We start from the raw sequence: 22,367 nt of genomic DNA, 5'->3' as shown, positions 1-22,367 counted from the left end.
GGCGCCCGGCGGGACACGCGGCGCGCATGACTCTCAAGGAACTCCAAAGCTGCGCGCCTCCGGGCGGCGGCGGGGGCGCCGATACTGGGGGCATGACGGCTCCAGGCAGCACCGTGCTGATCGTGGAGGACGAACCCAGCATCGCGGACGTCCTCGCCATCGCCCTGCGCTACCACCGGTTCGAGGTGATGACGGCCGGCACGGTCCAGGGCGCCCTCGCGCTGGCCGAGCGCACCCGCCCGGACGCGGCCCTGCTCGACGTGATGCTGCCCGACGGCGACGGCCGGGCACTCGCCCGTGAACTGCGCGTCCGCCAGCCGGACCTGGCCCTCGTCTTCCTGACCGCGCGGGACGCCCCGGCCGAGATAGTCGGCGCCCTCGGCTACGGCGACGACTACATCACCAAGCCCTTCAACATCGACGAGGTCGTCGCCCGGATCGGCGCGGTGCTGCGCCGCACCCGCCCGGCCGACGTCATCCAGCAGCGGCCGCCCCTGCGCTACGGCGACCTGGAACTGGACGAGACGACGTACTCGGTGCACCGCGCGGGCCGCACGGTCGAGCTGACCCCCACCGAGTACGCGCTGCTGCGCTTCCTGGTGCGCAACGGCGGCCGGATCGTGCCCAAGGAGCAACTGCTGAGGCACGTCTGGCAGTACGAGCACGCGCCCTCGGACTCGACCGTCGTGGAGACGTACATCAGCTATCTGCGGCGCAAGCTCGACACCCTGGGAGCGCCGGTGATCACCACCCGGCGGGGTGTCGGATACGGCCTGGCATGAGCCTGCGCGACCGCCGTCACCGGCACGGCGTGCACTCGCTGCGCGGCAAGCTGACCCTGGCCAACGTCGGGCTGCTCGCCGTCGGCATCGTGGTGGCGACCACCGTGAGCATCATGGGCATGCGGTTGTACCTGCTCGACCAGGTGGACTCCGAACTGCTCAAGATGCGTACCTCCCTGGGGAGTTCGGGTCTCACCCTGCGGCAGGTCGACTCGGTGACCGCGCTCGGCGTGGTCCGCGAACGGATCACCCCGGCCGAGTCCGACCCGACACCGGACTCGATCTTCACCGTCGTCGACACCAAGGGCGACGCCCTCACCGTCTTCGACATGAAGCCGACTGGCGCCCAGCGCGCGCTCGCGGCCGCCGTGCCCGACCCGCGCGCCCTGGTCGCCGCGCCCGGCCCGCGCGACGTCGACGTGCACGGCGCGGCCTACCGGGTGACGGCGACCCGGCTGGCCGACGGCCCCTACATCCTGCTGGCCACCTCGACCGAACTGCTGCACAAGGGCATAGCCAAGGCGCTCCGGCTCGACTTCGCCATCGGCACGCTGCTGCTCGCGCTGCTGTGCTGTCTGACCATGTACAGCGTGCGGCGACGGCTGCTGCCGCTGGAGGACATGGTGGAGACGTCGTCCGCCATCGCCGAGGGCGACCTCACCCGGCGGGTGCCGTCGAGCCACCATCCGACGCAGGAGGTCGAGCAGTTGCGGCTCGCCCTCAACTCCATGCTGCACCAGGTGGAGACGGCGTACCGGACGCGTGAGCACAGTGCGGCACAGCTGCGCCGGTTCGTCGCCGACGCCTCGCACGAGCTGCGCACCCCGCTCGCCGCGATCCGCGGCTATCTCCAGCTGTACGACCAGGGGATGCTGAGCGAGCCGGGGGAGCGGCGGCGGGCCTGGGACCGGATGCACGGCGAGGTGGACCGGATGGGGCGGCTGGTGGACGAACTGCTGCTGCTCGCCCGGCTCGACCAGCGGCCGGAGCTCCGGTTCCGGCACGTCGACGTGAGCCGGCTGGTGCGGGACGCGGCGGAGGACCTGCGGGCCCAGCAGCCGGAGCGGCGGGTCGACGTCTCGGCCGACGGGGCGGTGCTGGTCCGGGCCGACGAGTCGGGGCTGCGGCAGGTGCTGGGGAACCTGCTGGCCAACGTCCGGGTCCACACGCCGGTCGGCGCCGCCGTGCGCCTGGGCGTGGAGCGGGCGGACGGAGCGGTGCGGGTCTGCGTCGCCGACGAGGGGCCGGGGCTGACGGACGAGGACGCGGCGCGGATCTTCGACCGGTTCTTCCGGGTGGGGAGCGGCGAGGGCAGCGGGCTGGGGATGGCGATCGTGCAGGGGGTGGTGGAGGCGCACGGGGGTGAGGTGTACGTGCGCACGGCACCCGGCGAAGGGCTGGCCGTGACGGTCACGCTGCGGTCGGACTGAGCCCCGGACGCGGCCGGCCCGGGGCGGCCCGTCAGAGCCAGCCCAGGCTCCACAGCCGGAACACGCCGGTGCTGTCCGTGAGGTACTGGGCGCCGACCACTTCCTCGCTGCTGAGGACGTAGTCCGTGCGCTGCCACAGCGGGATCAGCGGCACGTCGTCGGCGACGTCCGTCTGGACCTTGCGGAAGTCCTGCTCGGCCTGGCTGCGGTCGGCGTACCGCTGGCTGTTCAGCAGGAGATGGTCCACGGCCTTGTTGCTGTAGCCGGTGCTCATCACGGAGCCGCTGCCGACCAGGGAGGCGCCGAAGGTGTCCGGGTCGGGGTAGTCGGCGACCCAGCCGACCGCCCAGGCGTCCATCTTGCCCGCGGCCCACGACTTCTGGAAGTCGGTCCACTCGTAACCCTTGACGTCCACCTTGAACAGGCCGCCCGTCTCCAGCTGCTTCTTCAGCGCGGCGGCCTCCTCGGCTCCCGCGCCGTGCCCGATGCCGTAGCCGAAGGAGAACTCGACCGGGGTGCTGACGCCGGCCTGTGCCAGGAGCGCCTTCGCCCTGGCGACGCTCTGCTCCGGGTAGGAGTCGAAGAACGACGTGGTGTGACCGGTGAGGCCGGTCGGGATCAGCGAGTACAGCGGTTCCACCGTGCCGTCGTACACGGTCGAGGCCAGCTGCTCGCGGTTGACCAGCCAGGCGAGGGCACGGCGGACCAGCACGTCGTGCAGGGGCGACTTGTCACGGGTGTTCAGGTACAGGTTGCGGGTCTCGGAGCTGTCGGACTCCAGGACGCGCTGGTCCGGGTCGCTCGGCGAGAGCTTGGAGACCATGGCGGGCGGCAGCGTCCGGGTCGCCACGTCGACGCGCTTGGCCTCGTAGGCGGCGGCGAGCTTGGCCGAGTCCGGGTAGTACCGCAGGTCGACGGGGCGTCCGGTGCCGCTCAGCGCGCCCTTGTAGTGGCCGTTGGGCCGCAGGACCGCCCGCTTGTCCTTGGTGTACGAGGTCAGGGTGTACGGGCCGGTGCCGTCCACCGAGGTGCCGGTGCGCAGGCCGTCGGCCGGGTACTTGTCGCGGTCGACGATCGCGCCGGCGCCGGTGGCCAGCTTGAACGGGAACGTCGCGTCCGGGGAGGACAGGTGGAAGGTGACGTCCTTGCCGCCGGTGGTCACCGAACCGAGCGTGGCGAACAGGGACGCCGGACCGACATCGGAGTTGATCTTCTTGACCCGGTCGAAGGAGTACTTCACGTCCTCGGCGGTCATGGTGCGGCCGCTCGGGAAGGTGATCCCGTCGCGCACCTCGCAGCGGTACGTCCTGAGCGTCGAGTCCGAGAAGGAGCAGCTCTGGGCCGCGTCCGGGACCGGCTGGACACCACCGGGCTCGAAGGTGAGCAGCGTCTGGAAGACGTTGTTGTACAGCGCCCAGGACCCGGCGTCGTAGGCGCCGGCCGGATCGAGCGAGGTGACGGCGTCCGTCGTGCCGACGGTGATCGTCTTGTTCTTGTTCCCCTGCGCCGGCAGCAGCTGCCAGCCGCCGATCCCCACGATCGCCAGGACGACAAGCGTGACGAGAATCCGCATGCGAACAGATCGCATGGTTGGTGCCCTCCCCAGGACCCGCACGGGCCCGTCCGGTCCCGGCCGGGGCCCTTCGCAAACGCCACTCCCCTAAGTGACGCGGCTCACCTAATCACAGGTGTTTCATGTGGGGGAAGAGCGATCTGACTAGATGAGGAAGAACTTACCGAGCGCTCGTTTCCGCCGGATTTCACAGCGCCTCCACAGGGTCGACGGCGGTGCGGAGACGGCTGACGGCGGTGCGACGGGGCCGGTTTTCGGTCAGGCCCGCTTCGACGCGAGTTCGATGACCGTGATGTCCGACGGGGCGCCCACCCGGGTCGGCGGACCCCAGGCACCGGCCCCCCGGGAGACATAGAGCTGGGTGTCGCCGTAGCGGTCCAGACCGGCGACGGTCGGGTTGGCCGCCGCGGCGATGAAGTTGCCCGGCCAGAGCTGGCCGCCGTGGGTGTGGCCGGACAGCTGGAGGTCGACGTGGTGGCGGACGGCCTCGTGGATCTGGACGGGCTGATGGGCGAGGAGCACGCAGGCGCGGGCCGGGTCGCGGCCGGCGAGGGCACGGTCGAAGTCGGGGCCCTGGCCGGTGCTCTCGCCCGCGATGTCGTTCACCCCGGCGAGGTCGAAGTGGGCCAGTTCGGTGCGGGCGTTCTCCAGGGGGTGGAGGCCCAGACGGCGCACCTCCTCGACCCACTGGGCGGCGCCGGAGAAGTACTCGTGGTTGCCGGTGACGAAGTACGCGCCGTGCCGTGCCGACAGCTGGGCGAGGGGGGCGGCGGCCGGGCCGAGGTCCTTCACGCTGCCGTCGACGAGGTCGCCGACCACCGCGATCAGGTCGGGCTGGGTGGCGTTGACGGTGTCGACGACCCGCTGCGCGAAGCCCCGGCCGAGGATGGGGCCGAGGTGGATGTCGCTGACGACGGCGATGCGGTAACCGTGGGCGGCACGCGGGAGTCTGGCGAGGGGGACGGTGACGCGTTTCACGCGGGGGCCGCGGAGGACGCCGTAGGTGCCGAGGCCGACGGTGGTCACGGCGGCGGTGGCGGCCGCACCGCCCACCACGCGGGAGACGAAGAGGCGGCGGGAGGGCGCGGGAGTGGGGGTGGGGGTGGGGGTGGGGTCTTCGGTTTCGGTGCGGGTGAGTTGTCTCAGGGGGGCTTCGGGCTGTGGGGACGGTTGCGCTTCGTGGGGGCTGGGCGCGCCCGCGCGGCGGTAGCCGCACATCGCATACAGCCCCGCGCCCCTTTCGGGGCGCTTCAGTGCACGGTGCAACAACGGCCGTAGCACCTCGCCCGCCACCACCGCCAGCAGCAGGTACAGCGAGAGGACCATCCACAGGAAGCCCGGCCAGGCCAGGGTGCGCTGGAGGGCGAACGGGGCGTGGCCGACCTCCGCGAAGAGGGCCGCGAACATCAGGAGCGGGCCGACGACGAACAGCGCCGTGCCCGCGCGGCGCGCCCGTCCCGGTCCCGCCGTCGTGTCCCGTACCAGGCGGCGCCACAGGTACCAGTACAGGACGGCCACCACGGCCAGGGCGACGAGCCCGAAGACGATGATCACCCCGGCGTGCCTCTTCCTATGACGTGCGGCGCAGTGCGCGCACTCCGCGCAACCCGATGACCCCGATGACCGTCCCCAATACGAAGGACACGACGGCCAGCGTCAGGTGGACCCAGAAGTACGCCGTGGGGCGGCCGTCGTCGAAGGCGAGTCCGCTGCCGTCCTTGACGAGGTTCTTGACGAAAGTGATCCAGATGAACCAGCTCCACACCCCGAAGGCGAGCAGGAACCAGGAGACCGGACGGCTGAGCTTCATGGGTTCAGTATCGCCGCCCGCTGTCCGGTTCCGATTCCGGGGTGGGGCGGGTGGCGGGACTTCGCCCTCCGTGCCGGGTACGTTCTCGTCCGTGTCCGCACCGAAACCGAAGGCCGGCCGATCCCTGCTGGTCACCTCCGCCACCCTGCTGTCCCTGTCGCTCAGCGCGCCGGCCGCGCTCGCCGCGCCGACGCCCTCGACGAGTCCGTCCGCCACTCCCCCGGCACGGATGTCGACGGTCGGGGGCGCCCGCCTGGGCCGGCCCGGCACCCAGGTGAACCTGGGCGCCGGGGTGCCGGCGCTGCCGAAGGACATCACCGCGCGTTCCTGGATCGTCTCCGACGCCGAGTCGGGCGAGGTGCTCGCCGCGCACAACGCGCACTGGCGGCTGCCCCCGGCGAGCACCCTGAAGATGCTGTTCGCGGACACCGTGCTGCCCCGGTTCCCTAAGGCGACCACGCACAAGGTGGTGCCGAGCGACCTGGCGGGCATGGGCGCCGGGTCGAGCCTGGTCGGGATAAAGGAGGGCCAGACGTACACGGTGCACGACCTGTGGCTGGGCGTCTTCCTGCGCTCCGGGAACGACGCCGTGCACGTGCTGTCCGCGATGAACGGCGGGGTGGCGCGGACGGTCGCCGACATGCAGGACCACGCCGACGAACTGCAGGCGCTGGACACGCACGTGGTGAGCCCGGACGGGTACGACCAGCCGGAGCAGGTGTCGTCGGCGTACGACCTGTCGCTGTTCGCGCGTTCGGGGCTGCAGAAGAAGGACTTCCGGGAGTACTGCTCGACCGTGCGGGCGAGCTTCCCGGGTGACACGACGAAGAACGCCAAGGGCAAGTCGGTCCGCGGCTCCTTCGAGATCCAGAACACCAACCGGCTGCTCAGCGGGGACGCCGACGTGTCGGTCTACCCGGGTATCGCGGGGGTGAAGAACGGCAACACCACCAACGCGGGCGCCACCTTCACCGGCGTCGCCGAGCGGGGCGGCAAGGTGCTGCTGGTCACCGTGATGAACCCGGAGAAGAAGGAGCACAACGAGGTCTACAAGGAGACCGCCAAGCTGTTCGACTGGGGGTTCCAGGCGGCCGGCAAGACGACTCCGGTGGGTGAACTGGTCCCGCCCAGGGGGGCGGTCAGCTCCAGTGCCCAGCCGGGGGCGACCGCCTCGGCGACCGCGGACGGCTCCGGGAAGGGCAGCGGCAGGGGCACCGGGTCCAAGCCGGTGGCCGCCGCCTCCGCCGGGGGTTCCCGCGGGATGGGGGTGGCGCTGGCGATCACGGGCGGGGCGCTGGTGCTGCTGGCGGTCGCGGCGTTCCTGGTCAACCGCCGTTGGCCACTGCCGGATCTGGTGCGCCGGCGGACTCGGCCCTGACCGCCCTGCCGCTCTCCGTCGCCGTCCAGGCGGCGCAGAACAGGACGAGTTTGCATGTGAAGTTGATCCACAGCAGCAGGGCCACCGGCACCCCGAACGCGCCGTACATGCTCTTCGCGGCGATCCCCTGGATGTAGCCGCTGAGCAGCAGCTTGAGGAGTTCGAAGCCGACCGCGCCGATCAGCGCCGCGACCAGCAGGCGCCGGCGGGTCGGTTCGACTCCGGGCAGCAGGGTGAGGACGTAGAGCAGCAGCAGGAAGTCGGCGGCCACGGCGACGGTGAACGCGGCGATCCGCAGCAGCACGCTGCCCCAGCCGTGTTCGGCGAGGCCGAGCTGCCGGGACGTCCAGCCGACGGCCGCCGAGGCGAGCGTGGACACGGCGAGGGTGGCGAGCACCGCGCCGCCGAAGCCGACCAGGATGCCGCCGTCCTTGAGCTTGGCGAGGACCGGGTTCTCGTCCTTGTCGGACAGCTCCCACACCGCGCGCAGACAGTCCCGCATCTGGCCGACCCAGTTGATGCCGGTGAACAGCAGTACCGCACCGGCGATGAGGCCGACGGCACCGGCGTTCTGGACCAGCGCGTTGATGTCCAGCTGGTCGGAGATGCCGGGCACCTGGTCGGCGATCCTGTTCTGGAGGTCCTTCTGCTGCGACTCGCTCAGCGTGGCGGCCCCGATCGCGGCGCCCACGGTCAGCAGCGGGAAGAGCGAGACGAAGCTGATGAACGTCATGGCGGCGGCCAGCCGGGACCACTTCACCCGGTCGAGCCGCTCGTACGACCGCCACGTGTGCGTGGCCATGAGCCGGCCGACGAGCGGGCCGACGACGGGAAGTTTTCTCAGCCAGTCCATGATCCGACTCTGCCCCCTGCGCGGAATACCAATGTGCGGGTACCCCAGAAGCGCACGAGTGTGGCCAGTGCCATGCCGACGACCGCACCGGAGACGGTGTCGGCGCGTTGCGAGGTGAGGCCGAGTCCGTAGTGGCTCACGGTGAGACAGAGCAGCTGGACCAGGGCGCCGGCGACGTTCACGGCGACGAAGACGGCGTAGGCGCGTATGCCGGTGGCGCGCGCGTGCCGGTAGGTGCCGAGCGCGTTGCCGAGGTAGGCGACCGTGCAACCCGCTACGAAGGACAGGGACTTCGCGGTGAGCGGGCCCAGCCCGGCCGGGCCGCGCAGCCAGCTGAACAGGGCGAGGTCGGCGGCGTAGGCGAGCAGCCCGACGGCGGCGAACCCCGCCAGCTCACGGCGGTCCGCGCTCACCAGTGGGCCACGGCGAGGGCGTACATCGTCAGCCAGGCCAGGCCGATCAGGGCGAGGGCGCGGTCGCGCAGGACGACGTCCTCGGGTTCGCCCGCGGTGCCCCGGTCGGCGAAGACGGCGTAGCGCAGGATCGCCAGGATGAAGGCGACCATGGACAGCTGGCGCCAGGGCAGCAGTCCCGGGCCCGGCCCGCCGTGGCCCTCCAGCGCCCACAGGCAGTAGGCGAGGACGGCGACCCCGGCGGCGAGCTGCCAGACGAAACGGAGGTATCCGGTGGTGTACTCGGTGAGCAGCGCGCGCGTGGCGCCCGCTTTCCCGGCCATCTGCACGGCCTCGGAGTAGCGCTTGGCCGACACCATGAAGAGGGCGCCGAAGCCGGTGGTGATCAGGAACCAGCGGGACAGCGGGATGCCGAGCGCGACCCCGCCGATCATCGCCCGCATCAGGAAGCCGGTGGTGACGACGACGAGGTCGACGACCAGGACGTGCTTCAGGGCGACGCAGTAGGCCAGTTGCACGGCCAGGTAGGCGACCAGGAGGACCGGGACGAGGGGCGGGGTCAGCCGGGCCGCGAGCAGTGGCGCGAGGACCGCGAGGACGCCTCCCACGGCGTAGGCGACGGGGACCGGGACCCGGCCGGCGGCGACCGGGCGGCGGCACTTCGTGGGGTGGGCGCGGTCCGCTTCGGCGTCCCGGGCGTCGTTGATCAGGTAGACGGCGGCGGCACAGGCCGTGAAGAGGGCGAAGACCAGGGCCTCACGCAGCAGGGCGGACACCGAGAACAGCCGTCCGGCGGCCGCCGGGGCGGCGATGACCAGGGCGTTCTTGACCCACTGTTTGGGGCGGGTGGTCTTCAGCAGGCCCGTGAGGAGACCGCCGGGGGTGACCGGGGCCCGTACCGGTCCGGACGGCCGGACGGGGTGGCCGCGCTGCTCGTGCAGAGTCGTTTCAGCACGCGCCTCACCGGCCCGCGCCTCACCGGCCGCGTGGGCGGTCTCGGTCACGCCCGCCTCCCCGGGTACGAGGCGCCGGGCACTCCGTCGCGCATCCAACGCGCTCCCGCGCGCGCCGTGAGCGCCCCCAGGGCCGCGCCCGCCGCCACGTCCGTCGGGTAGTGCACCCCGACGACCAGCCGGGAGAGGCACACGGCGACCGCGAGGGGCGCGAGGGCGGAGGCGCCGAGCGCGCCGAAGGCGACGGCGGCGGCCGTGGCGGAGGTGGCGTGCGAGCTGGGGAAGGAGTGCCGGCCCGCGGTACGCACCCGGGGCCGCACATGCGCGGGACGCGCCCGCCGTACGACCCGTTTCACGCCCATGCTGCCGAGGTGCGCGCCCGCGACCAGCGCCGTGCCGCGCAACCAGGCGCCGCGTCGCGCGCCGTCCACGGCGGCCCCGGCGAGGCCCGCCGCGAGCCAGAGCGCGCCGTGCTCTCCGGCGAGGGAGAGTCCGCGCGCGGCCGACGCGACGCGTGGATCGGCGCCGCAGGCGTGCAGCGCGGAGAGGATCCGGTGGTCCATGTCGTCCATTGGACTCACTGTTCACCTTCACCCTGCCAAAGCTACGACCATATGGATCGACATTCGGATAATCACCCGTTTCGGGGAGTCAGGTGATCTTCCGTAACTCAATCCCCTATTCCACCCATAACACCCATACGGCAGCGATACGGTCGTTCCCATGCCTGGAAAGCCTGGAGGGCCCGTCGCGCCTGACACCACCGTCCCCGTCACCGGCTGGGGGCGCACCGCCCCCACCGCCGCCCGGCTGATCCGCCCCCGCACGTACCAGGAGGCCGCCGACGCGGTCCGGAACTGCGGGGCGCGCGGCGGTATCGCGCGGGGCCTCGGGCGGGCGTACGGGGACGCGGCGCAGAACGCCGGCGGTGCCGTGCTCGACATGACGGCCCTCGACCGCATCCATGCCATCGACGCGGACGGCGGCACCGTGCTGTGCGACGCAGGGGTCTCGTTGCACCGCCTGATGGAGGTGCTGCTGCCGCTCGGCTGGTTCGTCCCGGTGACCCCGGGCACCCGCCAGGTGACGGTGGGCGGCGCGATCGGCGCCGACATCCACGGCAAGAACCACCATGTCTCGGGATCGTTCTCCCGTCACGTGCTGTCCTTCGAACTCCTCACCGCGGACGGCCATGTCCGCACGGTGAGCCGCGGCACCCCGCTGTTCGACGCGACGGCCGGCGGCATGGGTCTGACCGGAGTGATCCTCACGGCGACCGTCCGCCTCCTCCCCGTCGAGACGTCGTACATGTCCGTCGACACCGAACGCGCCGCCGACCTCGACGACCTGCTGACCCGGCTCACCGAGACCGACCACCGGTACCGCTACTCGGTCGCCTGGATCGACCTGCTCGCGCGCGGGCCGGCGACCGGGCGCGCGGTCCTCACCCGGGGCGACCACGCCCCCCTGGAAGCGCTCGGCCCGCGCACCCGCGCCGGGCGCGCGCCCCTCGCCTTCCGCCCCCGCAGCCTTCCGCCCGCCCCCGACCTGGTCCCCGGTGGCCTCCTGGGCCGCACCACCGTGGGCCTCTTCAACGAGCTCTGGTACCGCAAGGCGCCCCGCGCCAGCGCCGGCCGGCTCCAGCGCGTCTCCGCGTTCTTCCACCCGCTGGACGGCGTCCCGCACTGGAACCGCGTCTACGGCCGGGCCGGCTTCGTCCAGTACCAGTTCGCCGTCGGACACGGCCAGGAGGACACGCTGCGCCGGATCGTGGCCCGGATCTCCGAACGCCGCTGCCCGTCCTTCCTGGCCGTCCTCAAACGCTTCGGCGACGCCGACCCCGGCTGGCTCTCCTTCCCGGTGCCCGGCTGGACCCTCGCCCTGGACATCCCGGCCGCGCTGCCCGGCCTCGCCGCCCTCCTCGACGAACTGGACGAGGAGGTGGCGGCCGCCGGCGGCCGGGTCTACCTCGCCAAGGACTCCCGGCTGCGCCCCGAACTGCTCACCGCGATGTACCCGCGGCTCGCCGAATTCCGCGCCCTGCGGGCGGAGTTGGACCCGCGCGGGGTGTTCGTCTCCGACCTGTCCCGCCGTCTCGGTCTCTAGCCCCCAGTCTCCAGGAGCTGTCGTGAAGGACGCCTTCGGAATGCCCCAGTCCCTGCTCGTCCTCGGCGGTACGTCCGAGATCGCGCTGGCCACCGCGCGCCGGCTGATCGCCCGCCGCACCCGTACCGTGTGGCTGGCCGGCCGTCCCTCCCCCGCGCTCGAACAGGCCGCCGCGCACCTGCGCACGCTCGGGCCGGACGTCCACACCGTCCCCTTCGACGCCCTCGACCCCGAGTCCCACGAGGCGGTCCTCGGCAAGGTCTTCGCGGAGGGCGACGTCGACGTGGTCCTGCTGGCCTTCGGCGTCCTCGGCGACCAGGCGACGGACGAGCGGGAGCCGGTGAACGCCGTGCGCGTCGCCCAGACCAACTACACCGGCGCCGTCTCGGCGGGCCTGGTCAGCGCGCGGGCTCTGCAGGCGCAGGGCCACGGCTCGCTGGTGGTCCTGTCGTCCGTGGCCGGAGAGCGGGCCCGCCGCTCCAACTTCATCTACGGCTCCAGCAAGGCCGGCCTGGACGCCTTCGCACAGGGCCTCGGCGACGCGCTGCTCGGGACGGGCGTGCACGTCATGGTCGTACGGCCGGGTTTCGTGCGGTCGAAGATGACCGAGGGCCTGGAGGAGGCCCCGCTGGCGACGACCCCGGAGGCGGTGGCGACGGCGATCGAGACGGGCCTGCGCCGGCGCTCGGAGATGGTGTGGGTGCCGGGCGCGCTAAGGGTGGTGATGTCGGCCCTACGACACGCACCGCGATCGGTCTTCCGACGCCTGCCGATCTAGAGGGGCTGGTCGCGCAGGCTACCGACTGGCGATACTCCCCCGCTCCACATGGCCCACCTGAGGCGGCACCACGGCCCCGCCGAAGGCGTACTCGTGCAGCTTCCGCCACACCCCGTCCGCCCCCTGCTCGTACAACGCGAACCCCATGCACGACCACTGGGCCTCGAACTCCGCCAGCTCGGCGAACGCCCGGTCCATCGCGGCCTCGTCGATCCCGTGGGCCACCGTCACATGCGGGTGGTACGGGAACTGCAGCTCCCGCTCCAGCGGCCCCGACGCGTCCCGCACCCGCTGCTGGAGCCAGGCGCAGTCGTCCGCGCCCTCCACCACCCGGACGTACACCACCGGTGACAGCGGCCGGAACGTACCGGTACCGCACAGCCGCATCGGGAACGGCCTGCCCACCGCCGCGACCTCGCTCAGGTGGGCCTGCACCGCGCCCAGCGCGCCCGCGTCGATCTCCGTCGGCGGCAGCAGGGTCACGTGCGTCGGGATGCCATGGGCCGCGGCGTCGCCGAAGCCCGCGCGCCGCTCCTGGAGCAGGCTGCCGTGAGGCTCCGGGACCGCGATCGACACGCCGATCGTTACGGTCCCCACGTCATCTCCCGTCGGTCGTGATGGTCGGACGGGTGTCGGGTTCGTACCCGGCCGTCCGGCTATCGACTGTACGGCCACGGCCGCCTCCCGGGCAGCCGTGGCCGAAGTGATGTGCAGCGCTTCGCCGCGCGACTCGGTGCCGGCTCAGTGCTTGGCGGGCAGGAAGCCGACCCGGTCGTAGGCCTGGGCCAGGGTCTCGGCGGCGACGGCACGCGCCTTCTCCGCGCCCTTGGCCAGGATCGAGTCGAGCGTCTCCGAGTCGTCCAGGTACTGCTGGGTGCGCTCCCGGAACGGGGTCACGAACTCGACCATGACATCGGCGAGGTCCGTCTTGAGCGCGCCGTACATCTTGCCCTCGTACTCCTGCTCCAGCTCGGCGATCGGCTTGCCGGTGAGGGTGGAGTAGATGGTGAGGAGGTTCGAGACACCCGGCTTCGCCACGGCGTCGTACCGGATCACCGTGTCCGTGTCGGTGACGGCGCTCTTGACCTTCTTCGCCGTCGCCTTCGGGTCGTCGAGGAGGTTGATGAGGCCCTTCGGCGTGGACGCCGACTTGCTCATCTTGATCGACGGGTCCTGGAGGTCGTAGATCTTCGCCGTCTCCTTGAGGATGTACGGCTTCGGGATGGTGAAGGTCTCGCCGAACCGGCCGTTGAAGCGCTCGGCGAGGTCACGGGTGAGCTCGACGTGCTGGCGCTGGTCCTCGCCGACCGGGACCTCGTGGGCCTGGTAGAGCAGGATGTCGGCGACCTGGAGGATGGGGTACGTGAACAGGCCGACGGACGCGCGGTCCGCGCCCTGCCGGGCCGCCTTGTCCTTGAACTGGGTCATCCGGCTGGCCTCGCCGAAGCCGGTGAGGCAGTTCATGACCCAGGCGAGCTGGGCGTGCTCCGGGACGTGGCTCTGCACGAAGAGGGTGCAGCGGTCCGGGTCCAGGCCGGCGGCGAGCAGCTGGGCGGTGGCGAGCCGGGTGTTGGCACGCAGTTCGGCGGGGTCCTGCGGGACCGTGATCGCGTGCAGGTCGACGACCATGTAGAAGGCGTCGTGGGACTCCTGGAGGGCTACCCACTGGCGGACGGCGCCGAGGTAGTTGCCCAGGTGGAACGAGCCGGCGGTGGGCTGGATGCCGGAGAGCACGCGGGGTCGATCTGAGGCCATGTTCACCATTCTCTCAGAGGGTGAGGGTGGGAATGGCCCGGTGGTGGGGGGTGGTTTCGGAGCGCGGGGGACTGCGGGCCGGTGGGGGCCGTTCGCGCAGTTCCCCGCGCCCCTGCGGGGCGCCTCAGCCGAGGTCGATCTCCGGGTACAGCGGGAAGCCCGCCACCAGGTCGGTCGCGCGCTGGGCGATCTCCTTGGACACCTTCTCGTCGAGGACGTGGCTCGCCTTGCTCGGCGCGCCCGACTTCGTGGTGCCCGGCTCGGTGGTGGCGAGGACGCGGTCGATCAGGCCGGCGACCTCGTCCATCTCGGCCGTGCCCAGGCCGCGCGTGGTCAGCGCCGGGGTGCCGATGCGGATGCCGGAGGTGTACCAGGCGCCGTTCGGGTCGGCCGGGATCGCGTTGCGGTTGGTGACGATGCCGGAGTCGAGGAGCGCGGACTCCGCCTGGCGGCCGGTGAGGCCGTAGGAGGAGGCCACGTCGATCAGGTTGAGGTGGTTGTCGGTGCCGCCCGTGACCAGGGTGGCGCCCCGGCGCGTCAGGCCCTCGGCGAGCGCGCGCGAGTTGTCGACGATCCGCTGGGCGTAGTCCTGGAAGGCGGGCTGCCGGGCCTCGGCCAGGGCGACGGCCTTCGCGGCCATGACGTGCGGGAGCGGACCGCCGAGGACCATCGGGCAGCCGCGGTCGACCTGGTCCTTGAGGGAGTCGTCGCACAGGACCATGCCGCCGCGCGGGCCGCGCAGCGACTTGTGGGTGGTCGTGGTGACGATCTGGGCGTGCGGGACCGGGTCGAAGTCGCCGGTCAGGACCTTGCCGGCGACCAGGCCCGCGAAGTGCGCCATGTCGACCATGAGGGTCGCGCCGACCTCGTCGGCGATCTCGCGCATGATCCGGAAGTTCACCAGGCGGGGGTAGGCGGAGTAGCCGGCGACGATGATCAGCGGCTTGAACTCGCGGGCCTGCTCGCGCAGCGCGTCGTAGTCGATGAGGCCGGTGGCCGGGTCGGTGCCGTAGGAGCGCTGGTCGAACATCTTGCCGGAGATGTTGGGGCGGAAGCCGTGCGTGAGGTGGCCGCCCGCGTCCAGGGACATGCCGAGCATCCGCTGGTTGCCGAAGGCCTGCCGCAGCTCGGCCCAGTCGGCTTCGGTCAGGTCGTTGACCTGGCGGGCGCCGGTCTTCTCCAGGAAGGGGACCTCGACGCGGTCGGCGAGGACGGCCCAGAAGGCGACCAGGTTGGCGTCGATGCCGGAGTGCGGCTGGACGTAGGCGTGCCGGGCGCCGAACAGCTCGCGGGCGTGCTCGGCGGCGAGGCCCTCGACGGTGTCGACGTTGCGGCAGCCGGCGTAGAAGCGGCGGCCGATGGTGCCCTCGGCGTACTTGTCGCTGAACCAGTTGCCCATCGCGAGCAGGGTCGCCGGGGAGGCGTAGTTCTCGGACGCGATCAGCTTGAGCATCTCGCGCTGGTCGGCGACCTCCTGGCCGATGGCGTCGGCGACGCGCGGCTCGACCGCGCGGATCACGTCGAGGGCGGCGCGGTAGGCGGTGGACTCGGTGGACAGGGGCGCGGACTTGTCAGTCATTCGGGACCTCCGGACATGTCGTTCGGCACTCACGGTTCGGCCCAGGCGCACGGCACTCGATCACAGCACGAGCCGCTCCCCGATGGTCCGTCCCATCCTCGGGGTCTGCCGTCACATTCCCGCCTGCCCCGGGGCGCCTGGCACGCGCATCTGCGGCGTTGTCGTCGGTCGCCGACGCTCCGCGTCGACTCCCTCCTCCGCCTTGCAGCTGCACGCACCAGCCACCCCGGGGCCCGCCCTCCGGGCGGACGACGGGAATGTGACGGCAGACCCCAGCGCGCCAGTCACGGCCCTGCGGTCACACTACCGGGCACGCCCGGTCCGGGGGCCGTGGCGTCCACCAGTCGGGCACGGACAGAGGGTAGGAAAGGGAACATCTCGCCGCCCTCTCTGGAGTCGCCGTGACCACTACGGAAGCCCTCATCGCCGCCGCCGACCTGCACAGCGCGCACAACTACCATCCCCTGCCGGTGGTGATCGCCACGGGCGAGGGGGCATGGCTGACGGACGTCGAGGGGCGCCGCTATCTGGACTTCCTGGCCGGTTACTCGGCGCTGAACTTCGGGCACGGCCATCCGCGCCTGGTCGCGGCGGCGCGGGCGCAGCTCGAACGGGTGACGCTGACGTCCCGGGCCTTCCACCACGACCGGTTCGCCGCGTTCTGCACGGAGCTGGCCGAGCTGTGCGGGATGGAGATGGTGCTGCCGATGAGCACCGGGGTGGAGGCGGTGGAGACAGCGGTGAAGACCGCCCGGAAGTGGGGCTACCGGGTCAAGGGCGTGCCGGCGGAGATGGCGAAGGTGGTGGTCGCGGGCGGGAACTTCCACGGCCGTACGACGACGGTGATCTCCTTCTCGACCGACCCGGAGGCACGGGCGGACTTCGGGCCGTACACGCCCGGCTTCGAGATCGTCCCGTACGGGGACCTCACGGCGATGCGGGCGGCGCTGACCGAGAACACGGTGGCCGTGCTGCTGGAGCCGATCCAGGGCGAGTCCGGGGTGATCGTGCCGCCGGCGGGCTATCTGGCGGGGGTGCGGGAGCTGACCCGCGAGCGGGACGTGCTGTTCGTCGCGGACGAGATCCAGTCGGGGCTGGGCCGCACCGGGCGCACGTTCGCCTGCGAGCACGAGGGGGTGGTGCCCGATGTGTACGTCCTCGGGAAGGCGCTCGGAGGCGGGGTGCTGCCGGTGTCGGCGGTCGTGTCCGGTGCCGACGTGCTGGGCGTGTTCCGGCCCGGGGAGCACGGTTCCACGTTCGGCGGGAACCCGCTGGCCTGTGCGGTGGGCCTGGAGGTGATCGCGATGCTGCGGACCGGGGAGTTCCAGGAGCGGGCGGCGGTGCTCGGGGAGTTGCTGCACCGGCGGCTGGCGGAGATCGCGGGCAACGGCCGGGTGACGGCCGTACGGGGGCGGGGTCTGTGGGCGGGGGTGGACGTGGCTCCGGCGGTGGGGTCGGGGCGGGCGGTCTCGGAGCGGCTGCTGGAGCGGGGGGTGCTGGTGAAGGACACGCACGGGTCGACGGTGCGGGTGGCGCCGCCGCTGGTGGTCGAGGAGGAGGACCTGGAGTGGGGGATCGAGCAGCTGTGGGGGGTTCTGAGCGCCTAGGGGGGTACCCCCAGCGCCACTAGGGGGCGCTAGAGGATCACGTGGGGCAGGAAGCGGGCGTAGTCGTCCGTGATCAGGCCCGCGGACTCGCGGATGCCCAGACCCGCCGCCTCGGCCCCCACCACCCATGCGCCCAGCACGACGTGGTTGCCGTCGAACGCCGGCAGCGGGGCCAGCTCCTGGTAGCAGCACGGCTCTTCGCGCACGACCGGGGCGTGGCCCGGCTCGTGCACGAGTACCCCCGCGCCCTCCCTGCCCAGCAGCGGCTTGCTGACGTACCCGCCGGTGTCCGCGAGCTCTCGCGGACCGTCCACGTAGGCCGCCAGGAGGTTCGGGTGGCCCGGGTACAGCTCCCAGAGGACCGCCAGCAGCGCCTTGTTGCTGAGCAGCATCTTCCAGGCGGGCTCGATCCACATCGTCGTGCCCGTACCGCCGCCGTTGTCCAGGGTGTCGAGGACGTGACCGGCGAACTCGTCGGTCGTGAGCCATTCCCAGGGGTAGAGCTTGAAGCAGGCGCGGATGAAACCGAGCCGGTTGTCGACGAAGCGGCCGGAGAGCGTGTCCCAGCCGATCTCCTCCATGGAGATCCAGTCGGTGGCGAGGCCCGCCTGTTCGGCCGTCTCCTTGAGGTAGGCGACCGTCATCAGGTCCTCGCCCAGTTCGTCGGCGGCGGAGTGGGCGAAGTGCAGGGGCGTGCCCGGGGGCAGCAGGCGGGCCTGGTCGCGCCAGGCGGCGACCAGGCGCTCGTGGAGGCTGTTCCACTGGTCGGCGCCCGGGAAGCGGTCCGTCATCCAGAACCACTGGGCCGAGGCCGCCTCCACCAGGGAGGTGGGCGTGTCGGCGTTGTACTCCAGGAGCTTCGCCGGGCCGGTGCCGTCGTAGCGGAGGTCGAAGCGGCCGTAGAGGGAGGGGAGTTCGGCACGGCGGTGCCAGGACTCGGTAACGGCGGCGACCACCCGGGGATCGGTGATGCCGAGGTCAGCGAAACGGTTCTTCGCGACCATGTGGTCCGCCGCCGCCAGACACATGGCGTGCAGTTCCCCGACCGTCTCCTCCAGCGCCTCCACCTCGGCGAGGGTGAAGGCGTAGTAGGCGCTCTCGTCCCAGTACGGGCGCAGCGCGCCGTCGGCATGGCGGGTGAGGGGGTAGATCACACCCTGTTCCTCGACGGTCCGCTGCCAGCCGGGGCGGGGGTCGGTGGTACGGCGCTCCATGGTCCGGTCAGCCGCCGGAGCTGCCGTGGCCGCCGCCGAAGCCGCCGCGGTGGACGCTGTGACCGCCGCTCGACGAGCCGCCGCCCCCGCCGGACTTGGTGAACGAGCCGCCCTTGACCCAGCCGCTCCGCTTCTTGCCGCCGTAGTAGTAGCCGGCGTCGACGGTGGACTTGGTGGACGTGCAGTTCTTGTCGGAGACGACCTGGTAGCCCTTGCCGGCGCGGTAGCTGTCGCGGTCGACGCAGCGCTTGTCGGGGTCGGAGGAGCAGGCGGTCAGGGCGGCGGCCAGCAGGCCCATACCGCCGAGGACGACCGTTCCCGAGCGTAGTTGACGGCGTACGTCTGCCATGTCCGTGTTCCCCCCGTGCTGCCCGTGTGATGTCGGGCGTCAGTTTAGAGGAGCGGTTTCAGCCATCCCATTGTTGTCATGTACGGGTAAGAAATTCCTGTGAAGCCCCCGGAGATCCTGTCGGCGCGCCGGGTCGTCCGGGTACCGTCCAGCCTGCCCCCGGGTGAACGATCAACTTCGACTCTACGCGCGCAGACCGACGCACTACCCCCACACCCGCACCGCCATCCCTCTCTCCCATCCCCCACCGACGGAGGAATGACAGATGCCCGGCTTCGCCACCTCGCGCCGCGAACTCACCACGGCCGCCGCCGTGTTCGGCCTGCTCGCGGCCGGTGCCGCCGTTCAGGCCACCAGTGCCGCGACCCCCGCCCACGCGGCCAGCACCTACCGCGTCCTGTTCGACGACGGCCACGCCGAGGAGGCCGGCAACGCGGACTGGATCATCTCCACCGGCAAGCCCGACCCGCTCTCCGAGGACTCCTCCCCGTCCTCCGAGACCGACTGGACCGGCGCGCTCTCCTCGTGGGGCGTGGCCCTCCAGAAGACCGGGGACTACAGCCTGAAGACCGCCACCAGCGCGCTGACGTACGGCGGTTCCTCGACCACCGACCTGTCGAAGTTCGACGCGCTGGTGCTTCCCGAGCCCAACACGAAGTTCACCACCGCCGAGAAGAACGCGATCATGAACTTCGTGAAGGCCGGCGGCGGGCTGTTCATGATCTCCGACCACACCGGGGCCGACCGCAACAACGACGGCTACGACGCGGTCGAGATCCTCAACGACCTGATGACGAACAACAGCGTCGACTCGACCGACCCGTTCGGCTTCTCCATCGACTCCCTCGACATCAGCTCGGGCTACCCGAAGGCCGTCAGCGACAGCAGCGATCCTGTGCTGCACGGCGGCTTCGGCACCGTCACCAAGAGCCTGATCGCCGACGGCACCACCGCCACCCTCAAGCCCGCCGACAACTCGAACGTCAAGGGGCTCGTGTACCGCAGCGGTTACTCGGGCAACACCGGCGCGTTCTTCCTCACCAGCACCTTCGGCAGCGGCCGGGTCGCCTTCTGGGGCGACAGCTCCCCCATCGACGACGGCACCGGCCAGTCCGGCAACAAGCTCTACGACGGCTGGAACGACACCGGCGCCACCAACGCGGCCCTCGCCCTCAACGCCACCGCCTGGCTGGCCGGCGCGAGCTGACCCGCGGCGGGACGGAAGGAGGCGGGTCCGGGACTCCCGGGCCCGCTTCTTACCTTTCCTCCCGGCCACCGCCTGCCCGTCTCCCCTACAGTCCCTCTGTGCTCTTCGGAATGGTGTGCGCCCTCGCGGCCGCGGTCTGCTTCGGTACGGCGACAGTCCTTCAGGCGATGGCCGCGCGGGCGGCCGGTGACGGGACCGGCGGGGAGGCGGCGCTGCTGCTGCGGGCGGTCCGGCAGTGGCGGTACGTCGTCGGGCTCGGGCTGGACGGACTGGGGTTCGTGTTCCAGATCCTGGCGCTGCGCTCGCTGCCCATCTACGCGGTGAGCGCGGCCCTTGCCTCCTCGCTGGCGGTGACGGCGGTGGTCGCGGCGCGGCTGCTGCGGGTGCGGCTCAGCGGGGTGGAGTGGGCGGCCGTGGGGGTGGTGTGCGCCGGCCTGGCGATGCTGGGGCTGGCCTCCGGACCCGAGGGGGACCGGGCCGGGTCCACGACGCTGAAGTGGGTGATGCTGGGGACCGCCGTGGCGGTGCTGCTGCTCGGCCTGGCCGGCGGGCGGCTGTCGGGCCGGGGACGGGCCCTGGTCCTCGGCCTCGGCGCCGGGTTCGGGTTCGGGGTGGTGGAGGTGTCGGTACGGCTGATCGACACGCTCCGGCTGCCCGATCTGCTCACCAACCCGGCGACGTACGCCCTGCTGGTCGGCGGCGGCGCCGCCTTCATGCTGCTGACCTCGGCGCTCCAGCGCGGCTCGGTGACCACGGCGACGGCCGGCGTGGTCATCGGCGAGACGATCGGCCCGGCGGCGGTGGGGGTGGTGTGGCTCGGGGACCGCACCAGGGAGGGCCTGGCCTGGCTGGCGGTGCTCGGGTTCGCGGTGGCCGTGGCGGGCGCTTTGGCGCTGGGCCGGTTCGGGGAGGCACCGGACACGGCGGACGCCGGGCCCGGCGCGTCCGAGCCGGTCGGCCCCTCGCGTCCGTGATCCCGGTCAGCCCATCGCGTCCGTGATCCCGTCCCACAGGCGGGACCTGGCCTCCAGGGCGACGAGAACGGTCTCGACGGCCTCCGCCCAGCGCTGTTCGTCGGTACCGCACAGGTCGGCGACCATCTGGAGGGCCATGGGGGTGTGCTCCTCGCCGTCGACCTCGATGTGGCGGGCGAGGTAGTCCCTGAAGAGCGGGAAGCGGTCGGTGCCCTCCTCCCTGACGACCTGGTCGAACATGTCCGGGATCAGGTCCTCCCGGGAGAAGGCGAACACGGCGGCCCGGCAGTGCAGCGGGCGGTCGGCGATGATCCCGAAGGTGGTGCGGACGAACTCCGCGGCGGGCGCGGGGACCTCAGCCACCCGCAGGGCGGCGGAGACGTCGTGGCCCTCGGCGACGAGCGCGACGAAGGTGTCGATCGGGACGGTGTCGGCGGAGGCCTCGGCCATGGCCGCGCGGTACAGCTCGTAGTGACTGGTGAAGCCGCCGTCGCGGGCGTCGCTCTCCTCCACGAGCACGATGTCGTTGACGAGCCGGCGGGCCACCGCCGAGCCGCGGGGCACCCAGGGCACGTCGACGCAGGTCAGCTCCCGCTGGAGCGACTTGAGCAGGGACATGAAGTCCCAGACGGCGAAGACGTGGTGGGTCATGAACGTCGCCAGCCGGTCCCGGTCGGATATCCGCCGGTAAAGCGGGTGCGCGGTCACCTCTTTACGTGCGGATTCGATCACCGCGCGCGCCTGATCGATTGCCTCGCGGCTTTCCCGGGTGAGCTCCCAGACATACCTCGACATGGCGTCTCTCCTTCGTTCCGGACGGCGATCGTGCAACTCCAGGGACCGCCGGGCAAGCACTTTCCGGAATTCCGTGAAAGTTACCCGGAGTAGCGGTACACGGAAGGCACGAACTCCATAGAAAGCGCTATAAAAAGTTACGTTCCGGACGCGAAAAAATCTCACCGAACCTGTGAACGCGCGTTGTGTCGATTCCGTAAAGGACACCGTGACCAGTAATCCCGTCACCGTCACCGTGGCCTATCACGTGATGCCGGGTCGTGAAGGCGACTTCCACTCGTGGGGGTGGGCCATGCTGGGCGCGAGCGCCCGACAGCCGGGGTTCCTCGGCGGCGGCGTCCTAGTCGACCAGGAGGCGGAATGGCATGTCGTGTATCGCTTCGCCACCGAGGACTCGGCGCTGGCCTGGGAGAACTCCCTGGACCGCGGGCACTGGGAGACCCGTACGGACGGTATCGCCCGCCTCACCGGGCGCCGTAGCGTACGGGGGTCGAAGGAGTGGTTCGACGCGCTGAACGGGCCGCCGCCCGCCCCGCCGCCGCCCGTTCCGCCGGCCAAATGGAAACTGTGGTTCATCAACATGAGCGCGGTGTTCCCACCGGTCCTGCTCTTCAATATCGTCGTGCTGCCCTATCTCAGCGGCGTCAATCCGCTCATTCGCACACTGGTGCTCTGCCTCTGTGTGACCGCGCTTGTCACCTGGATTCTCATGCCGCGGCTTCAGCGTTTCTTCAAGAAATGGCTGTATCCGCCGCTCCAGGCGCTGCGCGGGCGACACAAACGACGGGCCGCATAGGCCCGGGAACGATCC

General features: G+C 71.5%; 21 protein-coding genes and 1 pseudogene. 9 read left to right on the top strand and 13 right to left on the bottom strand.

All coding sequences use genetic code 11. The annotated features are described in order from the left end of the window. Positions 1–92: 92 nt before the first annotated feature. On the top strand, positions 93–782 hold the full coding sequence (locus MB828_RS33300; protein WP_133025670.1) for a response regulator transcription factor: 690 nt from the start codon (positions 93–95) through the stop codon (positions 780–782). After that, positions 779–2,212 (top strand): sensor histidine kinase, encoded by a 1,434-nt coding sequence (locus tag MB828_RS33295; RefSeq protein WP_301651441.1) that lies wholly within the window; start codon positions 779–781, stop codon positions 2,210–2,212. The genes MB828_RS33300 and MB828_RS33295 overlap by 4 nt, the downstream gene beginning before the upstream one ends. Before the next feature lie 31 nt (positions 2,213–2,243). Here MB828_RS33295 and MB828_RS33290 read toward each other — a convergent pair whose 3' ends face one another. The 3 genes from MB828_RS33290 to MB828_RS33280 all read right to left on the bottom strand — a co-directional run bounded on the left by MB828_RS33290 (position 2,244) and on the right by MB828_RS33280 (position 5,595). Next, complete coding sequence (locus tag MB828_RS33290) at positions 2,244–3,800, bottom strand: ABC transporter substrate-binding protein (protein WP_301651440.1); 1,557 nt, start codon at positions 3,798–3,800, stop codon at positions 2,244–2,246. Between the two features lie 243 nt (positions 3,801–4,043). Further along, the gene (locus MB828_RS33285; protein ID WP_301651439.1) at positions 4,044–5,339 is read right to left on the bottom strand and encodes a metallophosphoesterase; all 1,296 of its coding nucleotides are present in this window, start codon (positions 5,337–5,339) and stop codon (positions 4,044–4,046) included. A 16-nt stretch (positions 5,340–5,355) separates the two neighbouring features. After that, on the bottom strand, positions 5,356–5,595 hold the full coding sequence (locus MB828_RS33280) for an SCO4848 family membrane protein (protein WP_046727365.1): 240 nt from the start codon (positions 5,593–5,595) through the stop codon (positions 5,356–5,358). Positions 5,596–5,686: 91 nt separating this feature from the next. On the opposite strand from MB828_RS33280, the gene MB828_RS33275 reads away from it, so the two are divergent. Further along, positions 5,687–6,973 (top strand): D-alanyl-D-alanine carboxypeptidase family protein, encoded by a 1,287-nt coding sequence (locus MB828_RS33275; protein ID WP_301651438.1) that lies wholly within the window; start codon positions 5,687–5,689, stop codon positions 6,971–6,973. Here the strand turns inward: MB828_RS33275 and MB828_RS33270 are convergent. Genes MB828_RS33270 through MB828_RS33255 form a run of 4 tightly spaced genes read right to left on the bottom strand, consistent with a single transcriptional unit; the run spans position 6,921 to position 9,764 of the window. Then, positions 6,921–7,826, bottom strand: a complete 906-nt coding sequence (locus MB828_RS33270) for a YihY/virulence factor BrkB family protein (RefSeq protein ID WP_301651437.1) — start codon at positions 7,824–7,826, stop codon at positions 6,921–6,923. The two genes, MB828_RS33275 and MB828_RS33270, sit on opposite strands and share 53 nt — an antisense overlap. Beyond that, the gene (locus MB828_RS33265) at positions 7,814–8,239 is read right to left on the bottom strand and encodes a GtrA family protein (RefSeq protein WP_301651436.1); all 426 of its coding nucleotides are present in this window, start codon (positions 8,237–8,239) and stop codon (positions 7,814–7,816) included. Before MB828_RS33265 ends, MB828_RS33270 begins: the two co-directional genes overlap by 13 nt. Beyond that, positions 8,236–9,243, bottom strand: coding sequence for a decaprenyl-phosphate phosphoribosyltransferase (locus MB828_RS33260; RefSeq protein WP_430381466.1), 1,008 nt, complete (start codon positions 9,241–9,243; stop codon positions 8,236–8,238). The genes MB828_RS33265 and MB828_RS33260 overlap by 4 nt, the downstream gene beginning before the upstream one ends. Continuing rightward, positions 9,240–9,764 (bottom strand): phosphatase PAP2 family protein, encoded by a 525-nt coding sequence (locus MB828_RS33255; RefSeq protein WP_046727362.1) that lies wholly within the window; start codon positions 9,762–9,764, stop codon positions 9,240–9,242. Before MB828_RS33255 ends, MB828_RS33260 begins: the two co-directional genes overlap by 4 nt. A gap of 151 nt (positions 9,765–9,915) precedes the next feature. On the opposite strand from MB828_RS33255, the gene MB828_RS33250 reads away from it, so the two are divergent. Continuing rightward, positions 9,916–11,298 (top strand): FAD-binding oxidoreductase, encoded by a 1,383-nt coding sequence (locus MB828_RS33250; RefSeq protein WP_301651435.1) that lies wholly within the window; start codon positions 9,916–9,918, stop codon positions 11,296–11,298. Between the two features lie 22 nt (positions 11,299–11,320). Continuing rightward, the gene (locus tag MB828_RS33245) at positions 11,321–12,076 is read left to right on the top strand and encodes a decaprenylphospho-beta-D-erythro-pentofuranosid-2-ulose 2-reductase (protein ID WP_133025678.1); all 756 of its coding nucleotides are present in this window, start codon (positions 11,321–11,323) and stop codon (positions 12,074–12,076) included. An 18-nt stretch (positions 12,077–12,094) separates the two neighbouring features. Here the strand turns inward: MB828_RS33245 and MB828_RS33240 are convergent, their stop codons facing one another. The 3 genes from MB828_RS33240 to MB828_RS33230 all read right to left on the bottom strand — a co-directional run bounded on the left by MB828_RS33240 (position 12,095) and on the right by MB828_RS33230 (position 15,410). Then, positions 12,095–12,673, bottom strand: a complete 579-nt coding sequence (locus tag MB828_RS33240) for a 2'-5' RNA ligase family protein (protein ID WP_301651434.1) — start codon at positions 12,671–12,673, stop codon at positions 12,095–12,097. Between the two features lie 144 nt (positions 12,674–12,817). After that, on the bottom strand, positions 12,818–13,831 hold the full coding sequence (trpS, locus tag MB828_RS33235; RefSeq protein ID WP_301651433.1) for a tryptophan--tRNA ligase: 1,014 nt from the start codon (positions 13,829–13,831) through the stop codon (positions 12,818–12,820). 124 nt (positions 13,832–13,955) lie between these two features. Next, complete coding sequence (locus MB828_RS33230) at positions 13,956–15,410, bottom strand: glycine hydroxymethyltransferase (RefSeq protein WP_301651432.1); 1,455 nt, start codon at positions 15,408–15,410, stop codon at positions 13,956–13,958. A gap of 401 nt (positions 15,411–15,811) precedes the next feature. Here MB828_RS33230 and rocD point away from each other — a divergent pair, with 401 nt between their 5' ends. After that, the gene (rocD, locus tag MB828_RS33225) at positions 15,812–17,017 is read left to right on the top strand and encodes an ornithine--oxo-acid transaminase (protein ID WP_301651431.1); all 1,206 of its coding nucleotides are present in this window, start codon (positions 15,812–15,814) and stop codon (positions 17,015–17,017) included. A 29-nt stretch (positions 17,018–17,046) separates the two neighbouring features. Here the strand turns inward: rocD and MB828_RS33220 are convergent, their stop codons facing one another. Continuing rightward, entirely contained in the window at positions 17,047–18,231 is a 1,185-nt protein-coding gene (locus tag MB828_RS33220; RefSeq protein WP_301651430.1) for a glutathionylspermidine synthase family protein, read from the bottom strand. A 7-nt stretch (positions 18,232–18,238) separates the two neighbouring features. After that, the gene (locus tag MB828_RS33215) at positions 18,239–18,580 is read right to left on the bottom strand and encodes a hypothetical protein (protein WP_133025684.1); all 342 of its coding nucleotides are present in this window, start codon (positions 18,578–18,580) and stop codon (positions 18,239–18,241) included. Positions 18,581–18,845: 265 nt separating this feature from the next. Between MB828_RS33215 and MB828_RS33210 the strand changes: the two are divergent. Both MB828_RS33210 and MB828_RS33205 read left to right on the top strand, forming a co-directional pair. Next, positions 18,846–19,849, top strand: a pseudogene (locus MB828_RS33210) (hydrolase); the annotation flags it as partial. 48 nt (positions 19,850–19,897) lie between these two features. Then, positions 19,898–20,761, top strand: coding sequence for a DMT family transporter (locus MB828_RS33205; RefSeq protein WP_301651533.1), 864 nt, complete (start codon positions 19,898–19,900; stop codon positions 20,759–20,761). A 6-nt stretch (positions 20,762–20,767) separates the two neighbouring features. Here the strand turns inward: MB828_RS33205 and MB828_RS33200 are convergent, their stop codons facing one another. Next, the gene (locus MB828_RS33200) at positions 20,768–21,556 is read right to left on the bottom strand and encodes a DUF3050 domain-containing protein (RefSeq protein WP_301651429.1); all 789 of its coding nucleotides are present in this window, start codon (positions 21,554–21,556) and stop codon (positions 20,768–20,770) included. Positions 21,557–21,764: 208 nt separating this feature from the next. Between MB828_RS33200 and MB828_RS33195 the strand changes: the two genes are divergently transcribed. Further along, positions 21,765–22,352 carry a hypothetical protein gene (locus MB828_RS33195; protein WP_301651428.1) on the top strand — a complete coding sequence of 196 codons (588 nt, stop codon included), beginning with the start codon at positions 21,765–21,767 and terminating at the stop codon, positions 22,350–22,352. The last annotated feature ends 15 nt before the right edge of the window (positions 22,353–22,367 follow it).

Origin of the sequence: Streptomyces arenae, assembly GCF_022343545.1 — a bacterium.
Classification (GTDB): domain Bacteria; phylum Actinomycetota; class Actinomycetes; order Streptomycetales; family Streptomycetaceae; genus Streptomyces; species Streptomyces humi.
This window is presented reverse-complemented; position numbering and strand designations above follow the sequence as displayed.

What these genes read in the sequence shown, in the direction of transcription:
- MB828_RS33300 (WP_133025670.1), top strand. Translation starts at nt 93, where the DNA reads ATGACGGCTCCAGGCAGCACCGTGCTGATCGTGGAGGACGAACCCAGC.
- MB828_RS33295 (WP_301651441.1), top strand. Translation starts at nt 779, where the DNA reads ATGAGCCTGCGCGACCGCCGTCACCGGCACGGCGTGCACTCGCTGCGC.
- MB828_RS33290 (WP_301651440.1), bottom strand. Translation starts at nt 3,800, where the DNA reads ATGCGATCTGTTCGCATGCGGATTCTCGTCACGCTTGTCGTCCTGGCG.
- MB828_RS33280 (WP_046727365.1), bottom strand. Translation starts at nt 5,595, where the DNA reads ATGAAGCTCAGCCGTCCGGTCTCCTGGTTCCTGCTCGCCTTCGGGGTG.
- MB828_RS33270 (WP_301651437.1), bottom strand. Translation starts at nt 7,826, where the DNA reads ATGGACTGGCTGAGAAAACTTCCCGTCGTCGGCCCGCTCGTCGGCCGG.
- MB828_RS33255 (WP_046727362.1), bottom strand. Translation starts at nt 9,764, where the DNA reads ATGGACGACATGGACCACCGGATCCTCTCCGCGCTGCACGCCTGCGGC.
- MB828_RS33250 (WP_301651435.1), top strand. Translation starts at nt 9,916, where the DNA reads ATGCCTGGAAAGCCTGGAGGGCCCGTCGCGCCTGACACCACCGTCCCC.
- trpS (WP_301651433.1), bottom strand. Translation starts at nt 13,831, where the DNA reads ATGGCCTCAGATCGACCCCGCGTGCTCTCCGGCATCCAGCCCACCGCC.
- MB828_RS33230 (WP_301651432.1), bottom strand. Translation starts at nt 15,410, where the DNA reads ATGACTGACAAGTCCGCGCCCCTGTCCACCGAGTCCACCGCCTACCGC.
- MB828_RS33220 (WP_301651430.1), bottom strand. Translation starts at nt 18,231, where the DNA reads ATGGAGCGCCGTACCACCGACCCCCGCCCCGGCTGGCAGCGGACCGTC.
- MB828_RS33215 (WP_133025684.1), bottom strand. Translation starts at nt 18,580, where the DNA reads ATGGCAGACGTACGCCGTCAACTACGCTCGGGAACGGTCGTCCTCGGC.
- MB828_RS33205 (WP_301651533.1), top strand. Translation starts at nt 19,898, where the DNA reads ATGGTGTGCGCCCTCGCGGCCGCGGTCTGCTTCGGTACGGCGACAGTC.
- MB828_RS33200 (WP_301651429.1), bottom strand. Translation starts at nt 21,556, where the DNA reads ATGTCGAGGTATGTCTGGGAGCTCACCCGGGAAAGCCGCGAGGCAATC.